The 15,172-nt window shown below is 67.9% G+C and carries 15 protein-coding genes; 7 read left to right on the top strand and 8 right to left on the bottom strand.

Annotated elements, in window-relative coordinates:
- Positions 1-13: 13 nt before the first annotated feature.
- Positions 14-1,537: a hypothetical protein gene (locus tag ACWDU4_RS07035; RefSeq protein ID WP_450113153.1), complete on the top strand. Its 1,524-nt coding sequence runs from the start codon at positions 14-16 to the stop codon at positions 1,535-1,537.
- Between the two features lie 7 nt (positions 1,538-1,544).
- On the opposite strand, the gene ACWDU4_RS07030 is transcribed toward ACWDU4_RS07035, so the two are convergent.
- Together ACWDU4_RS07030 and ACWDU4_RS07025 are read right to left on the bottom strand one after the other, a co-directional pair.
- Positions 1,545-2,228 (bottom strand): rhomboid-like protein, encoded by a 684-nt coding sequence (locus ACWDU4_RS07030; RefSeq protein ID WP_450113152.1) that lies wholly within the window; start codon positions 2,226-2,228, stop codon positions 1,545-1,547.
- Positions 2,229-2,261: 33 nt separating this feature from the next.
- Positions 2,262-3,704 carry an ABC1 kinase family protein gene (locus ACWDU4_RS07025; RefSeq protein ID WP_450113214.1) on the bottom strand — a complete coding sequence of 481 codons (1,443 nt, stop codon included), beginning with the start codon at positions 3,702-3,704 and terminating at the stop codon, positions 2,262-2,264.
- A 125-nt stretch (positions 3,705-3,829) separates the two neighbouring features.
- Here ACWDU4_RS07025 and ACWDU4_RS07020 point away from each other — a divergent pair, with 125 nt between their 5' ends.
- The 4 genes from ACWDU4_RS07020 (at position 3,830) to ACWDU4_RS07005 (ending at position 7,628) form a co-directional block, all read left to right on the top strand.
- Positions 3,830-5,284, top strand: a complete 1,455-nt coding sequence (locus ACWDU4_RS07020; protein WP_450113151.1) for a DUF4185 domain-containing protein — start codon at positions 3,830-3,832, stop codon at positions 5,282-5,284.
- A 29-nt stretch (positions 5,285-5,313) separates the two neighbouring features.
- On the top strand, positions 5,314-5,799 hold the full coding sequence (locus ACWDU4_RS07015; protein WP_450113150.1) for a hypothetical protein: 486 nt from the start codon (positions 5,314-5,316) through the stop codon (positions 5,797-5,799).
- Between the two features lie 369 nt (positions 5,800-6,168).
- A complete protein-coding gene (locus ACWDU4_RS07010; RefSeq protein WP_450113149.1) occupies positions 6,169-6,618 on the top strand; it encodes a hypothetical protein in 450 nt (149 codons plus the stop codon).
- 569 nt (positions 6,619-7,187) lie between these two features.
- Entirely contained in the window at positions 7,188-7,628 is a 441-nt protein-coding gene (locus ACWDU4_RS07005) for a hypothetical protein (RefSeq protein ID WP_450113148.1), read from the top strand.
- Between the two features lie 54 nt (positions 7,629-7,682).
- Here the strand turns inward: ACWDU4_RS07005 and ACWDU4_RS07000 are convergent, their stop codons facing one another.
- The 6 genes from ACWDU4_RS07000 to ACWDU4_RS06975 form a co-directional block, all read right to left on the bottom strand.
- Positions 7,683-7,868: a hypothetical protein gene (locus ACWDU4_RS07000; protein ID WP_450113147.1), complete on the bottom strand. Its 186-nt coding sequence runs from the start codon at positions 7,866-7,868 to the stop codon at positions 7,683-7,685.
- A 28-nt stretch (positions 7,869-7,896) separates the two neighbouring features.
- On the bottom strand, positions 7,897-8,343 hold the full coding sequence (locus ACWDU4_RS06995; RefSeq protein ID WP_450113146.1) for a hypothetical protein: 447 nt from the start codon (positions 8,341-8,343) through the stop codon (positions 7,897-7,899).
- A 155-nt stretch (positions 8,344-8,498) separates the two neighbouring features.
- Positions 8,499-10,439, bottom strand: a complete 1,941-nt coding sequence (locus tag ACWDU4_RS06990; RefSeq protein WP_450113145.1) for an ABC transporter ATP-binding protein — start codon at positions 10,437-10,439, stop codon at positions 8,499-8,501.
- Positions 10,436-12,169 (bottom strand): ABC transporter ATP-binding protein, encoded by a 1,734-nt coding sequence (locus ACWDU4_RS06985; protein ID WP_450113144.1) that lies wholly within the window; start codon positions 12,167-12,169, stop codon positions 10,436-10,438. Before ACWDU4_RS06985 ends, ACWDU4_RS06990 begins: the two co-directional genes overlap by 4 nt.
- Positions 12,163-12,528, bottom strand: a complete 366-nt coding sequence (locus ACWDU4_RS06980; protein WP_450113143.1) for a cation-transporting P-type ATPase — start codon at positions 12,526-12,528, stop codon at positions 12,163-12,165. Before ACWDU4_RS06980 ends, ACWDU4_RS06985 begins: the two co-directional genes overlap by 7 nt.
- Positions 12,529-12,634: 106 nt before the next feature.
- The gene (locus ACWDU4_RS06975; protein WP_450113142.1) at positions 12,635-13,105 is read right to left on the bottom strand and encodes an alpha-isopropylmalate synthase regulatory domain-containing protein; all 471 of its coding nucleotides are present in this window, start codon (positions 13,103-13,105) and stop codon (positions 12,635-12,637) included.
- Between the two features lie 301 nt (positions 13,106-13,406).
- On the opposite strand from ACWDU4_RS06975, the gene ACWDU4_RS06970 reads away from it, so the two are divergent.
- Both ACWDU4_RS06970 and ACWDU4_RS06965 read left to right on the top strand, forming a co-directional pair.
- On the top strand, positions 13,407-14,129 hold the full coding sequence (locus ACWDU4_RS06970; RefSeq protein ID WP_450113141.1) for a hypothetical protein: 723 nt from the start codon (positions 13,407-13,409) through the stop codon (positions 14,127-14,129).
- Between the two features lie 174 nt (positions 14,130-14,303).
- Positions 14,304-14,966 carry a hypothetical protein gene (locus tag ACWDU4_RS06965; RefSeq protein WP_450113140.1) on the top strand — a complete coding sequence of 221 codons (663 nt, stop codon included), beginning with the start codon at positions 14,304-14,306 and terminating at the stop codon, positions 14,964-14,966.
- Positions 14,967-15,172 lie beyond the last annotated feature (206 nt).

Genomic DNA, 15,172 nt, shown 5'->3' with positions numbered 1-15,172 from the left:
CAGGATCCACGCCATGTTGGACAGCCGACCAATTCCGCGTGTGGTGGCCCTGCTCGCCACGGTGACGGCGTGCGCGTTGTCCGTCCCCGCGGCGTCGGCGCAGTCGGCAGGCCCGGCCCCGGCGGCCGCACTCGTCGCCGGCGCCACCAGGGAACTGCCCGCCGACTTCTTCGGGCTCAACGGTGCCCGCATCATCTCCCCCGAGAACGCCGCACAGTGGCACGATCCGGTGTTCCGGCAGGCGCTCGCCGGTGTGGGCGCCGGCCTGATCCGCGTCCAGGGCGGCACGACCTCCCAGTGGATCGACTGGCGCACCGGGCTGTTCGACGAGCGGGACGGCAGCCAGTTCGCCGGCCGCAACGCCGGGCGCGCGCCGTTGCTGCTCACCGACTGGGCGGACATCGTGGCGCAGACCGGGGCCACCCCGATCTTCGACCTCAACGTGCTCACCTCCACCGTCGACGAGCAGATCGCGATGCTGCACGAGGCGCGTCGGCTCGGGATGACCGTGCGCTTCGTCGAACTCGGCAACGAACTGTGGGATCCCGGCCCGTACTACAAGCAGGTCTATCCCACCGGCGCCGACTACGCGCGGGCGATGAACGGGTGGATCACCGCGCTGCGGGGCGAGTTCCCCGACATCGAGATCGCGGTGTCGGGCGCGGACGACTCCTCCGCGGTCACCGCGATCCTCGGCGACCGGTTGCAGACCTGGAATGCCGGGCTGTACGCGAACATCCGCGGCGCCGACGCCGTCGCGATCCACCCGTACTGGGTGCCGGACCCCATCCAGGCGGACGTCGCCTCCACCGCGGCCGGCGGACTGGCCGCATGGGCCGCCTTCACCACCCGGGTGCTGCCCGCGGTGCCAGCCGAGATGGACGTGTGGATCACCGAGTACAACCAGATCAACCTTCCGCTCAGCGAGATCCCCGGATTCCCACAGGAACTGGTGCACGGCGTCCCTCAGACCTGGGCGGTCGGCCTCGGCGTCGCGGGCTTCGCGCTGGCGAGCATGCAGGAACCGCGGGTGACGATGTCCGTCGTGCACGCCGCCCTGGACGGGCTGCCCGCGGCCGCGAACCGGGCCGCGAACGGCAACGAGGAGATCCACGCCGTCCTCGCGGACGGGTCCGGCAACTCCGTCGAGTTCGGCCGCACCGCGATCCACGAGGCGCTGACCCCGATCCACGAACGGGCCCGTGGTGGCGGCCCGGTACGGGGCCTGCGGACCGAGTCCGTCCCGGAACCGACCGCCGTGCTCGCGTCGCCGGCCGGCGTCACACGGACCCCGGCAGTCGTCGGCACCGAGTTCGTCGGCGAGCGGCCGGGCGCGTTCCTGCTGAACCTGAGCGACCGGCCGGTGCCGGTGGCGCTGCCCGCGCCGCTCGCGACCGCAACCGCGGACACCGTCTCCGCGCCGCCACTGAGCAACCCGGCCTTCACGCCGTCCGACACCCTCACCCGCACCACTGCGGACGTCACCGGGGAGGCGGTACTGCCGCCGTACTCACTGACCGAACTGTCCGCGCGCTGAGACGGACTCAGCCCGCCGGCTGGGGACGCCGAACCATCGTGCGGGCGGCCGCCACCGGATCCCACACTCCCGGCCGGGTGACGGTGAGTGGATAGCAGGCGAACCCGAGCAGCGCCGCGGCCAGATGTCCGACGTCGGTGAACGTCTGATTCACGAATACCGGCACCGCGAAGAAGACCACCACCCCCAGGGCGTACGCATACCGCCACGGCGTCGCGATCCGGTAGGTGAGCACCCCCACCACACCGGCAAGGGCGTAGCTGACACCCACGTCGAGGGTGTTCACGGCCGAGACGGGCGCGTCACCGTGCCGGATCGCCCAGTACAGGACCCCCTCGCTGAGGTAGGTGGCGCCGACGTGCGCGATCACGCACACCGTCACCCAGCGCAGCGTCCCCAGCCAGCGTTCGGCCGGCACATGGAAGATGTTGTAGAGCAACAGGTAGGAGATCCACGGGCCGCCCGCGAGCCAGAAGGCGCTGGTCACCAGCACCCGCAGCGGGTCCTCTCGCAGGTGGTGCAGGTTCGTGGACCGGTCGCCGAGCACCTCCTGCAGCACATGCTCGGGCAGGTACCGCGCGACGACCGTCGTCACCAGCAGGATCGCCAGCCAGATGAACGTGCCCGGGGCGCGGCGGATGTACGCCCACACCGCGGACGCCGACTGACGGAGCCGATCCCGGACGGCCATGGTCTCCAGTGTGACCCCGACCCCGACCGTTCGTCAGTCCTCCGGGAGAGTGACCCCGAGTTCCTCGGCGCGCCGCGCCACCTCGTCGGGGAAGACGTTGCGGAACAGGTACAGGTCGCTGCCCATCACCCACCCTGGCGCCATCCGCGTCGCGTACCGCTCGAAATAGCCGAGTTGCTTGCCGAACAGGACCAGTTCCTCCGGGCTCGCGACACCCCACTGCTTGCCGATGCTCACCAGCGCCACGATCAGCGAACTCAGCTTCAGCTCACCGAGGTCGTTCGAGAAGACCGGCGCCAGAGCAGCCCCGACCTGGGCACCGATCTCCGCGTCGGTGGCATCGACGTCGGCGGTGTAACCGAGAGAACGGATCCCGCGGGCAACCCGTGAATAGTCGCCGTCGAGCAGGGTGGCGTGAAACATGTCCCGCAGGATCGCCCGCCACGTCTCCGGCAGCTCGCCGACGATGCCGAAGTCGAGCAACGCGATCCGGCCGTCGTCGAGGAGCCACAGGTTGCCCGCATGAACGTCGCCGTGGAACGGGCCGTGCAGCGTGATCGCCTCGATCCACGCCTTGACCCCGCGACGGATCAGGAGGCGCGTGTCGAGCCCGGTGGCCGCATCGTCGCCGCCGGCGGCGGATCCGGTGCCGGCACCGCCGGTGGTCGGCTCGATGCGGTCGAACGGAATCCCGTGCATCCGTTCCATGCAGATGACGTGCGGGCCGCAGTACGGCCAGTACACCTCGGGCGCCGTCACCCATTTGTTGTCGCCGAACGCCCACAGCGCGTCCCGGAACCGGGTCTGACGGTCCGCCTCGACGGCACTGTTGAGCTCGGTCATCGTCGCGTTGTGCAGGTCGCGGATGATCGCGGTCGCGTTCGCGATCCGGAAGAACTCGTGCAGCCGCTCGAGCTGCCGGGCACCCCAGTACGCGGTACGCAGGTCAAGCAGCATCCGGTGGTGGATGCCCGGGCGCTGCACCTTGATCACCGCCTCCCTGCCGTCCGGCAGGACGCAGGCGTGCACCTGGGCGACCGACGCGGCCGCCAGCGGTCGGTCGTCGAACTCCGCGAACAACTCGGTGACCGGGAGGCCGAGGTCCGCCTCGATCACCGAGCGGGCCACGGTCGCCGGCACCGGCGGCACGTCGTCGAGACAGCGCAGACACGCGTTCGCCAGGGGTGCCGGGAACATCCCCGACGACGAAGCCATCAGCTGCCCGAGCTTGACGAAGGTCGGCCCGAGGAACTCGAACCCGTTGACCACGCCCTCGGACGCCGCATCTGCCCACCCCATTCCGCGGCGGGTGAACGGCTTGGTCACGGTCGCGTACAGGGCGCAGGCGAGCAGCACGACCCCGACCACCAGCGCCCGCCACAGCTGCGCCGGACCGAACCGGTCCAACTCGGGCACGTGGACGGACAGTGCGTCCGCGGGCGGCCCCGACGAATACGGGCCGACCGGGTGGGGCAGGGGTTCGGTCACGTTCACCTCGCTTCGGGTCCAGCCCGACACACTAGGCGGGCGACACGCGTACGTCGATGCCTGTTCGGCGGTTGGGGTCCGGATCGGGCACCCTGACACCCGAGGAGGTGCCGATGTCGAAGCGGGTTTCGGTGGTCGCGGCGGTGTTCGCGGTGGTCGCGGCGGGCGGAATGGTCGGGGGCGGGTCCGTCGCGGGCGCGCAACCGGTGGTCGGGACGGGGCCGTGCGCGTCCGATCCGCCGGTCACGCACGAGTCGGTGATCCCGAAGAAGCTCGACATCCCGATCCCGTACCCGTGGGTCGAACCGGTGCCCTACCCGGCACCGGAGCCCGCCCCCGTGCGGATCGATCCGGAGCCGCTGCCCGCGGACCCGTGCCAGAACCCGTGCCCGGACCTGACCGACGTCCCGGATCCGCCGGGCGGCCTGTCCAGTGCGATCGGGTTGCCGGAGATCGGCCTCGACTTCAATCCGTTCATCTTCGGGATCCCGGTGCCCGGACCCGACCAAGGCCCGCAGCCCGAACCGCCGGCGGAGGTGCACCCGCCGACCGAGACCGCGCCGCGGGCACCGCAGCGCCCCGCCCCACAGGTGCGCAACGTCAGCATGGTCGCGAAGGTCACCGGCGCGAGCTCCACCAACCGCACCGACAAGCGCTGGCAGGTCAACGGCACCGACCTCGGAATCATGTGGGAGAGCGAACCCGGAAAGGTGGCCGTCGCGTTCGGGGACACCGTCGGCCGCGGCTTCCACCCGCCGGGCGGGCAGGGGGAGGACTGGCGCAGCAACGTCCTCGGGTTCAGCACCGACCGGGAGTTGTCCGACGGCCTGACCATCGACACCTTCGTGCAGGACAGCCGGTGCCACGCCGCGGAGGTGCTCAGCAGCCGCAAGAAGGACAACGTGGAGATCACCACGATCCCCACGTCCGGCTTCGCGATCGGCTCGCGCCAGTACATGAGCTACATGTCGATCCGCACCTGGAACAGCATCCCCGCCACCTGGTTCACCAACCACGGCGGCATCGCGTACTCCGATGACGGCGGCCAGACCTGGACCAAGGATCCGTATGCCCGGTGGGACAACATTTTCGGGGTGTCCCAGTTCCAGGTCGCGGCGATGGTGCCGCAGGGCGGGTACGTGTACATGTTCGGCACCCCCAACACCCGGCTCGGTGAGGTCGGCCTGGCCCGGGTGCCCGAGGACCAGGTGCTGAACAAGTCCGCCTACCAGTACTGGAGCAACGGGAACTGGACCGCGGTCGGGGGCCCGCACGCGGCGACCCCGATCATCCGTGGCACCGCCGGCGAACTGTCCGTCGACTACGACGACGCCCGCGGCGTCTGGCGCATCGGCTATCTCGACACGCTGCGTACGGGCATCACCATGCGTGAGTCCGACGCGCCTCAGGGCACCTGGTCCGAGCCCGTGCGGATGGTGGGCGTCGAGTCGTACCCCGAGTTGTACGGTGGGTTCATTCATCCGTGGTCGACCGCCGAGGACCTGTACTTCACGATCTCGACGTGGTCCGACTACAACGTCTACCTGATGCGCGCAGAGCTGGACTGACTCGGCGCCCCGACCCGAGGAGTACCGCCGTGCAGCAGTGGCCTGCGGACTGGCCGCGTCCCGCGAAGGACATCGCTACCGGCACTTCCGACGCCGCCGCCGCGGCGACGGCCGGTGACGCCGCGGCGTACGTCGACGCCGTCGACCGGCTGCTCACCGCGGATCCCGATCAGGTGCGGTCGGTCCATTCGGCGATGGTCCGGGAGTTGCTCGAGGACACTCACGCCGACGGGTTGACGGGCGAGGCGGTGCAGGACGTGCTCGAACGCTGCGCCCGCGCCGCCGCGGTGTGGCTGCCGACCCTCGACGTCAGCGCGCTCGCGGTCGTGCTCACCGGATCGCTCGGCCTCACCGACTACGACGAGGACACAGTCCGCGTCGGCTGGCCCGTCGTCCTGCGGCACGCGCTGCTGGTGATCGCGGACCTGCTCGCCGTCGCGCAGGCGCCGGTGGACGGTTACCTGCGCCGCGCGATCGGGGAGATCGCCCGTGCCGAGACCGTCGAAATGCCCTGAGAAGCGAACTGTCTCGGCTGCCGGATGGGCCGAACCTAGGCGCGGTGTCGTTCCCTGGCGCGGCGTCGGTCACTGCTCGAGAACCATGCGGCTGCGCCCAGCACAGGAAACGCGATGACGAGTGTGGAACTTCCGCGGTTGGATGGTTGGTCTCGGCGGTGGCTTGGAACTAATTCCTCCTTATCGTCGGGCGTGCGATCGCAGGGTTCCTTGTACCGGTGTTGTTCCTGAGCACCCGCTGATTCGCGACGTTGGATCCTGGTCGCGGTCAGCTTCGGCCCGGCCTGGAGCTGGGCCAGCAGTTCCACGCTCGGATTCCTGGTCGGTGGCCTGGCGTTGCTCGTCGGTTGGTACATCTCCGCGCGCGCGGTGCGTGAGCCGCTGGTGGATCTCGACGTCCTCAAGGTACGGGGTGTGTACCTGACGACGCTCGGCGCCGGCCTCGCCTACGGCACCACCGGTCTCTTCACGATCCTGCTTCCGAAGCTGGTGATGACTCCCGCAGTGCTGGGCCTCGACTGCGGGTTCGGTGTCAGCCCTGAGGGATTCGCGATGTTCCAAGCCTCGCTCAGCGCAATGATCGTACATTCGCGCTGCCTCGCCGCGTCAAGCAGGTGGAAGTTCCGGCGGCGCTGTCGAGAGGATCGACGACGCTGTCCTCGTATCCGAGACCGGGGGTGGCTGCCCGACGAGAAGCAGACGCGGACAAACGATACCGTGAACCGAATCATGTTCAAGGGCACTCTCACTCGCGCGATCAGCAAACGTCCTCGGCGGACGATGGCTGATCAGCTACCGCGAACTGACCCGACTGCGTGAGGTCACGGCGCCGTCGTTCCACGAGTCCCGGTAGCCGCTGTGAACACGCTGTTCGCGAATCGGCACACTGAGCGGCACGGTTCTCCGCTGTCGGGCACTCATGCAGTCATGGTTGTGTGAAACGCAAAGATGCTCTGTACCAGAATCTTTCAAAGCTTGTCCGGGAATCGTGGGCGCTGGGTACGCTGGCGCCGCGCGCATTCGGGGTAGCGAAGAATCGCCGACCGGGGCGTTGCGACAGCCTTCCTCTCGAATGGAGTTTGCGTATGTCTGTTTCCACGATGCGGCGGTGTGCCTCCGTGGTGCTGGCTTTGGCGATGGTGGCCGGAGGTGTCGCGGTCGGGTCCGGGGCTGCGAGTGCAGCAGAGGCCACCGGGTTTTCGGACCGCTACCCCCGCTTCGAGAACGTCTTGGTCTCCAGGTCAGCGCCGAGCCGAACGCTCACCCCCAACAGTGTTATGGGTGAGGATTCGCCTTACGTCTATGCGGGTCAGGAGTTGAAGATCAGCACCTGGTTCACCATTGTGACTCCAGATGTCACGTACCCCGGGGACCGTCATGAGGAACGGGTGATCACCCGCATCACCGATCACGTGTATGCCGGCCTCGAGTACGTTCCGGGGACCGCAACGGTCGCGGTGGTTCGGGGTGGAGGCACGGGCGCGGTCCGGACGGTTCAGGACGTCGTGCCCGAGCTCGGGGACGGGACGGTCTCGGTGACTGCGCCTGAGGGTGGCTGGCACGTCTACACCAGCAAGAATGGGGCCTCCTACAGTTCCCAGGGGGTGTCCTTCACCGCGACGTACCGGGTGCCGGACAACGTCCCGGACGGTACCCGCTACCCGACCGGCATCACGTTCGGGGTGGACGGACACGGAGGCAGTGTGGGGTGGCCGGACCTCGATTGGGACGTCGTCGTCGGGCCTCCGCCGGTCGACACACCCCCGGACTTCTGGGGTAGCAGCGGCAGCAGCGGCGGGAAGGGCTACCCGCAGGGCAACCTGGAGTAGGTCGGCCCGTGGCCCGAGGCCCTGTGCGTGATCATTACTCTTACCAGGGTGAGATCACGCACAGGGTGTAAGCCGTGCAGCATGTTGGCGCCGGCCGGCGGTCATCGCCTCGATCGATGATTCGGTGGCGTCGGCGCCGAAGCCGAGCGCCCAGTGGCGCTGGCCGTCGTGTTCGCACAGCAGGAAGGTCGCGGTGCGGTCCGCGGCGATGTGCAGCTGGTGGAACGAGAGGATCTCCATCTGGAACCGGGCGATCGCGGTGCCATGACTACGAGATGGCCTGCTTCACGAGCGCGTGCAGCCTCTCCTCCACCGCATCGGTCACGGCGACGACGGCGAACGACGTCGGCCACATGTCGCCGTCGTCGAGGTTGGCCTTCTCGTCGAAGTTGACCGTCGGATACCGCGTGTCGAACTTGGACTTGGGCTGCACGAACATGACCACCTTGTCGTCGGCGTCCGCATAGGCCGGGAACCCGTAGAACGTCTTCGGCCGCAGTGCGGGAGCTTCCTCGGCGACGATCCGATGGAACGCCGTCGCGACCTCGCGGTCGATCCCCGCGAGCGCGTCGATCGCGTCGACGCATGCCTCGAGTTCGCGGGCCTGCTTCGCGGCACCCTTGAGGCCCTTCGTCGAGCGCAACTCGTCGGCACGCTGCTTCATCGCGGCCTTCTCGTCGGAGGAGAATCCCGAACCTTCACTGGTTGTGTTCATGACAATCACGCTACGTCGGGACGGCGCCGCCCGCTTCTCGAATCCTGATCGGTTCGTGGGGCGCAAGCGCAAGTTCCCTGATGTCACATTGGATCACCTGAGGTGACCCAATGTGACATCAGGGAACCAGGGAACGGCGGGCAGAGTGGGCAGCGTCAACCGCCGTGCACGGAGACGGCCTCCGGGTCCTCCTCGATCGGCCCGGTGAACTGGCTGACGTACAGGTCGCGGTAGGCGCCGCGGGCGGCGAGCAGTTCGTCGTGGGTGCCCTGCTCGACGATGTGGCCGTCCTCCATGACGACGATGACGTCGGCATCGCGGATCGTCGAAAGTCGGTGCGCGATAACGAAACTCGTCCGGTCGGTGCGCAGGTTCGCCATCGCCTTCTGGATGAGCAGTTCGGTTCGGGTGTCGACGGAGCTCGTCGCCTCGTCGAGGATGAGGACGACGGGCTTGGCGAGGAAGGCGCGGGCGATCGTGATGAGCTGTCGCTCACCGGCGCTCACTCCGCCACCCTCGTCGTCGAGGACGGTGTCGTACCCCTCGGGCAGGGTGCGCACGAAATGCTCGACGTGGCTGAGCTCCGCGGCCTCCATTACCTCCTCGCGAGTGGCGGACGGGTCGCCGTAGGCGATGTTCTCGTAGATGGTGCCGCCGAACAGCCACGAATCCTGCAACACCATGCCGGTACGTTCGCGCAGGTCGTCGCGGGTCATCTCCTGTGAGTCGACGCCGTCGACGCGGATCGTCCCGGTGTCGACGTCGTAGAACCGCATGATGAGATTCACCAGTGTCGTCTTGCCCGCACCGGTCGGTCCGACGATGGCGACCATGTGTCCGGGTTCGGCCACCAGCGTGAGGTTCTCGATGAGCGGCTTCTCGGGTACGTACCGGAACGAGACGTCCTCGAATTCGATGCGCCCGCAGTTGGTCTGCGGTGTCAGCGGCTGCGTCGGGTCGGGTGTCTGTTCTTCGGCGTCGAGGATGTCGAAGATCCGTTCCGCCGACGCCACGCCGCTCTGCAGGAGGTTGAACATGGCGCCGATCTGCGCGAGTGGCTGGGTGAACTGACGCGAGTACTGGATGAATGCCTGCACCGACCCGAGGCTGAGCGAGCCGGATGCGACCTGCAGTCCGCCGACGACGGCGACCGCCACGTAGTTCAGGTTGCCGAGGAACATGATCGCGGGCTGCACCAGACCCGAGATGAACTGGGCCCGCCAACTCGACTGGTAGAGCTTGTCGTTGCGTTCGTCGAACTCGTCCTCGACCTCACGCTGGCGGCCGAACGCCTGCAGGAGTTCGTGTCCCGTGAAGGCCTCCTCGACCTGTGCATTGAGCTTGCCGGTCGACGACCACTGCGCGGAGAAGTGCGGTTTGGACCTGCGCGCGATCAGCATCGTCGCGACGAGGGCCAGCGGGATCGTCACCAGCGAGATGAGCGCCAGCAGCGGCGAGATCGAGAACATCATCACGAGGATCGCGATGACGGTGAGCACAGAGTTCAGCAGCTGGGAAATGGTCTGCTGCAGGCTCTGCGAGAGGTTGTCGAGGTCGTTGGTGACGCGGCTGAGGAGGTCTCCGCGGGGGATCGTGTCGTAGTACCGCAGGGGGAGCCGGTGCAGCTTCGCCTCCACATCGGCGCGCAGTCGCCGAATCGTTCCGACGACGACGATGTTGAGGAGGTAGGCGCCGATCCACGACAACAGTGCCGACCCCACGTACAGGGCGAGGACGATCAGCAGGACCCGACCGACGGCGGTGAAGTCGACCCCGACACCGGGGATCACGTCCATCGAACTCACCATGTCCGCGTACGTGTCCTGGCCCTGTGTGCGGAGCCCCGCGACCGCCTGGTCCTTCGTGACGCCCGCCGGAAGGGTCTGTCCGATGACGCCGTCGAAGATGAGGTCGGTGGCGTGGCCGAGTACCCGCGGGGCGATCGCGGTGAGAACGACGGCCCCGACGATGGTCAGCAGGACGGTGACCATGAAGCCGCGGTAGGTGAGCAGCAGGTGCACCAGGCGTTTCATCGACGGTCCGAACGACCGTGCCTTCCGGACCGGCGCCGTCATCGGTCCCCGCGGGCCCGTCACGACTGCTCCGCGATCGCGAGCTGGGACTGGACGATCTCGGCGTACGTCGGACAGTCCGTGACCAGATCGTCGTGTCTCCCGAGGCCGACGATGCGCCCGCGGTCGAGGACGACGATCTGGTCGGCGTCCATGATCGTCGAGACACGTTGCGCGACGATGATCACCGCGGCCGTCATCGTCTCGGGTCGCAGTGCCGATCTCAGGCGGGCGTCGGTGGAGAGGTCGAGTGCAGAGAAGGAGTCGTCGAACAGGTAGATCGCCGGCCGGCGGACGACAGCCCGTGCGATCGCGAGGCGCTGACGCTGACCGCCCGAGACGGTGGTGCCGCCCTGGGCGATCGGGGTGTCCAACCCTTCGGGCATCGCCCGGACGAACTCGTCGGCCTGGGCGATGCGCAGCGCCTCCCAGACCTCGTCGTCCGTCGCGTCCGGTTTCCCGTGCCGCACATTGGAGGCGACGGTCCCCGAGAACAGATACGCCCGCTGTGGCACCAGGCCGATCACGGAACGCAGGACGTCGGGGTCGAGGCGGCGGACGTCGGTGCCGCCGACCGCGACAGAACCGGCGGTGGCATCGATCAGGCGCGGCACCAGTCCGATCAGCGTCGTCTTGCCCGATCCGGTCGACCCGACGATCGCCGTCGTGGTGCCGGGCTCGACACGGAAGGTCATGTCCTGCAGCACCGGAGTGTCGGCGCCGGGATACCGGAACTCCGCCCCCCGGAACTCCACGACACCGGGATTGCCGGTGAACCCGAGAGGGGTGACGGGGCGCACCACCGACGACTCCGTGTCGAGCACCTCGGAGATCCGCTCCGCGCAGACCGCCGCGCGCGGCGCCATCATCGCGAGGAACGACGCCATCATCACCGACATCAGGATCTGCATGACGTAGCTGATCATCGCGGTGAGTGCGCCGATCTCCACGGTGCCGTCGGCAACCTTGTGGCCACCGACCCAGATGATCGCGACGATGGTCACGTTCGTGATGAGCATGACGACGGGGAACATCAGCGCCATCATGCGACCGACGCTCAGGCTGGCGTCGGCGAGGGAGTCGTTGGCGACGGCGAACCGGCGCATCTCGTGGCGTTCCCGGACGAACGCGCGCACCACCCGGATGCCCGTGATCTGCTCGCGCATGACTCGGTTCACGTTGTCCAGGCGTGTCTGCATCGCCCGGAATCCGGGGATCATCACCCGGATGATCAGGGCCATCACGATTCCGAGCACGGGGACCGCCACCACCAGGATCCATGCCAGGCCGGGTGCTACGTGGAGACCCATCACGATCCCACCGATGCACATGATCGGTGCCATCACCAGGATCGCCGCCCCCATCACCAGCAGCAGCTGAATCTGCTGGACGTCGTTCGTGGACCGGGTGATCAGCGAGGGAGCGCCGAACGTGCCGACTTCGCGTGCCGAGAAGGTGTTCACGCGGTGCAGCAGGTCGTGCCGGAGGTCGCGGCCGACGCCGAGTGCGCCTCGGGCGCCGAAGAACTGGGCGATCACCATGCAGAGCACCTGCACGGAGGCGACCACGAGCATCCAGCCGCCGATTCGCAGGATGTACTCGGTGTCGCCCTTCGCGACGCCGTTGTCGATGATGTCGGCGTTGAGCGTCGGCAGGTACAGCATCGCGGCGGTGGCGATGAACTGCAGGACCACCACCGCGGCGACGTACCGTCGATAACGCGACAGGTACGTGACGATCAGATTGGTCAGCATGTCCGGGTTCCCCTTCCGGTCACTTCCACACCGCTCGCACGACGGCCTTGCGGATCTCCTCGATCACGACGATCGACGATGCCACCGCGATGGCGAACAGCCACTGGCTCCCCGTTGGAGACGAGTGCACTGATCGCCGCCGCGACCACGAGGACGAGGGCCATCTTGTCCGCGAGCGGACGAATGATCTTGCGCAGCGCCGACTCTCCGGCCTCCTCCTGCAGCACGTCCTCGCCGTACTCGGCGCGGCGGCGGCTCACCTCGGTGTCGGACAGGCCCCGGTCGACGTCGACTCCCAGCGATGCGAGGAGGTCCTGCGCGGTGGGAGTGTGGACGTCGTCGGGCGTGGTCGCGGTCATGCGTGCTCCTGCCGAAATGCCTACACGGGTGGGTCGGAGGGTGCAGGTTTCACTGTAGGAGCGGGGGAGTCGGGGCGCAGGAGGAGCGATGCGCGGCGCGTCGCCGTCAGCCGTGCAGCAGGTTCGCGCCCGCGATCATCGCCTCGATCGACGACTCCGTCGGGTCGGCGCCGAACCCGATCGCCCAGTGCCGGTGACCGTCGTGCTCACACAGCAGGACGGTCGCGATCCGGTCGGCCGCGATGTGCAGCTGATGGAAGGAGAGGATCTCCATCTGGAAGCCGGCGTCGTAGAGCATCGTGGTCAGCGCGGACACGGGGCCGGACGCGATCGTGGAAGCCTGTGCGATGGTGTCACCGATGCCGAGGGTGGCCTTGAACTCGCTGGTCCCGGCACCGAGTGGGGTCACCGACCAACTACCGAAGCGGATCGGACCGTTCGACGGCGAGTAGGTGGCGAGGAAGGTGCGCCAGCTCATGCCCGCGCAGTCCGCGCGCATCTCCCGGGGCAGCGGCATCCCGAATCGTGCCGAGAACGGGTCGGCGATGGGGTGGGTGGTGTTCGCGGTGGCATTCATGGGGGTGGTCTTCCTGAATGGAAAGGGAGGACCAACGCGTAGCTCAACGACCCGCAGCGAGGGGTCGGTCCGATTCAGACCCCGCTACGGCGGCGAACTACGAGAATGCGCGTCATAGCGCCCCACCTTAGGTATGCGAAGCGTTTCGTGCAACCCGCGCGCGGGCTGATCATCGGAATGATTTCCCCGAAAACGGACCTCTAGTTGGACGCTTGACCTATAAAGGGTGCGCGTGACGGGCGAATGGCCGAACGGACGGCAACTGGTCGCGTATCCGAGTGACATCTACTGGAGGATCTGCATGTCCCGTACTTCGCTTCGCCGCACCGCGTCCGCCCTGGCCGCGACCGCCCTGATCGCCGGCGGCCTCGCCGTCGGTGCAGGTCCCGCCGCTGCCGTCGGCTCTTCCGATCTGGGCAGCTCCAGCGAGGGCGCGGCTGCACCCGTCGAGCAGAAGCCGACCTCGGCGACCGCCGAGACCAGCAACCTGCGCATCACCAAGTCCGTCGTCGGCGACGGCACCGTCATCCCCGGTGGGCAGGTCACCTACCGGACCACGGTCTCGGTGCCGAGCGGCCTGGACCGCGGGATCACCAAGATCTCCGATATCCACCCGGCGGGGTTCAAGTACGTCGACGGCAGCGCGAAGCTCACCGCGTGGTACCTCGTCGGCGGTACGCAGACGTCGTCGGTCACTCCCACGGTGGCCGACGACGAGAACCGCGTCACCGCCGCGAACCTGCCGCTCGGCTGGATCGCCTCCTCCGCGGGCGCGAGCGTCACCCTCGAGGTGACCTACGAGGTGCCGGCGGATGCCACGCCCGGGACCGCCCTCGACAGCGGTGCGTCCTTCGACGTGCTGACCTTCGCGAGCACCCAGAAGTTCGATCCGATGGGCGTGTGGGTCACCGTGCGTAACCCCAACCTCGGTGAGGCCGTCGGCTCCGCCGAACTGGGCCTCGGCTCGTCCGATGGCGAGGACCCCGCAGCCTTCGTCACCGGCCTCCTCGGCAACGGCAGCTAGCTCCGGTTCCGCAACGCGAGGGCCGCCCGGGAAACCCGGGCGGCCCTCGTTTGTGTTGAACGCAATTATCCACGGCCGCAATTGTTTTGATACGTCAGTCGGATTGGTGTGGATGACCATAGGATCCGATGCGATCGGGGCGGAGCGCCCTGTCGTGAGCCGTGAGGGGTGGAGATGATTCGTTCGATTGTGGGTCGGGTGGTGGCGTCGGTCGCGGCGACGGCGCTGGCGGTCGGCGTGGGTGTGGTGGCCGGTGCCGGCACCGCGTCGGCTTCAGGAATATTCGATATGGGCGTATCACTCCAGCATGAGACGGTGGAGAATATTCTCGTCGAGAGGTACGCGTGGGGGAAGCCCACCGGCACGATCGCGAAGGGCACAATGGTTCGTGCCGGAGACGAGATCGTATTCACGACCTCATTCCGGCTGGTCGGCGAGCCGGATGAGCGGCTGGTCACCAGGATCACCGAGCACGGCCCGGACGGGTTCGAGTACGTCCCGGGGAGCGCCACACTCACGGCTGCGGATGCCGCCGGCGTGGACTACAGCGAAACCGTCACGCCCGAGGTGGGTGCGGACGGCATCACATGGAGGGCGCCCGGTGCCGGATGGTCGCTCGGCAACGTCAATATCAGTGTCAGGTATCGCGCCCCGCAGGTCGTGATTCCCTCGCGGGTGAAGGGCGGGGGGGTCACCTTCGACGTGGCCGGGCTGGGGGAGAATCTGGGCTGGCCGAAGATGGGTCCGTCGGTGCTGGTCTACTTGCCGGAGAGCGTCGACCCCTCGGGTTCATTGTCGTCGTGGGCCGGCCTGGCGCTCGGCAGCTCCGCCAGTTGACGGCTGCCGATCCGATCGTGGGCCGCCCGGGTATTCCGGGCGGCCCTCGTTTGTGTTGAACGCAATGTTGCACGGCAGCAATAGTTTTGAGATCTTCGGTGGGTTGGCGCAGGTGACTTCGGGATTCGGTGCGGCCGGGGCGGAGCACGCCCCGTCATGACCTCGGAGGGGTGGAGGTGACGACCGGCTCGTCACCAAGATCACCG

The sequence above is a fragment of the Rhodococcus sp. NPDC003348 genome, from assembly GCF_053589375.1.
The sequence above is the reverse complement of the archived record's forward strand: the minus strand, read 5'-3'. Positions and strand labels throughout refer to the sequence as shown.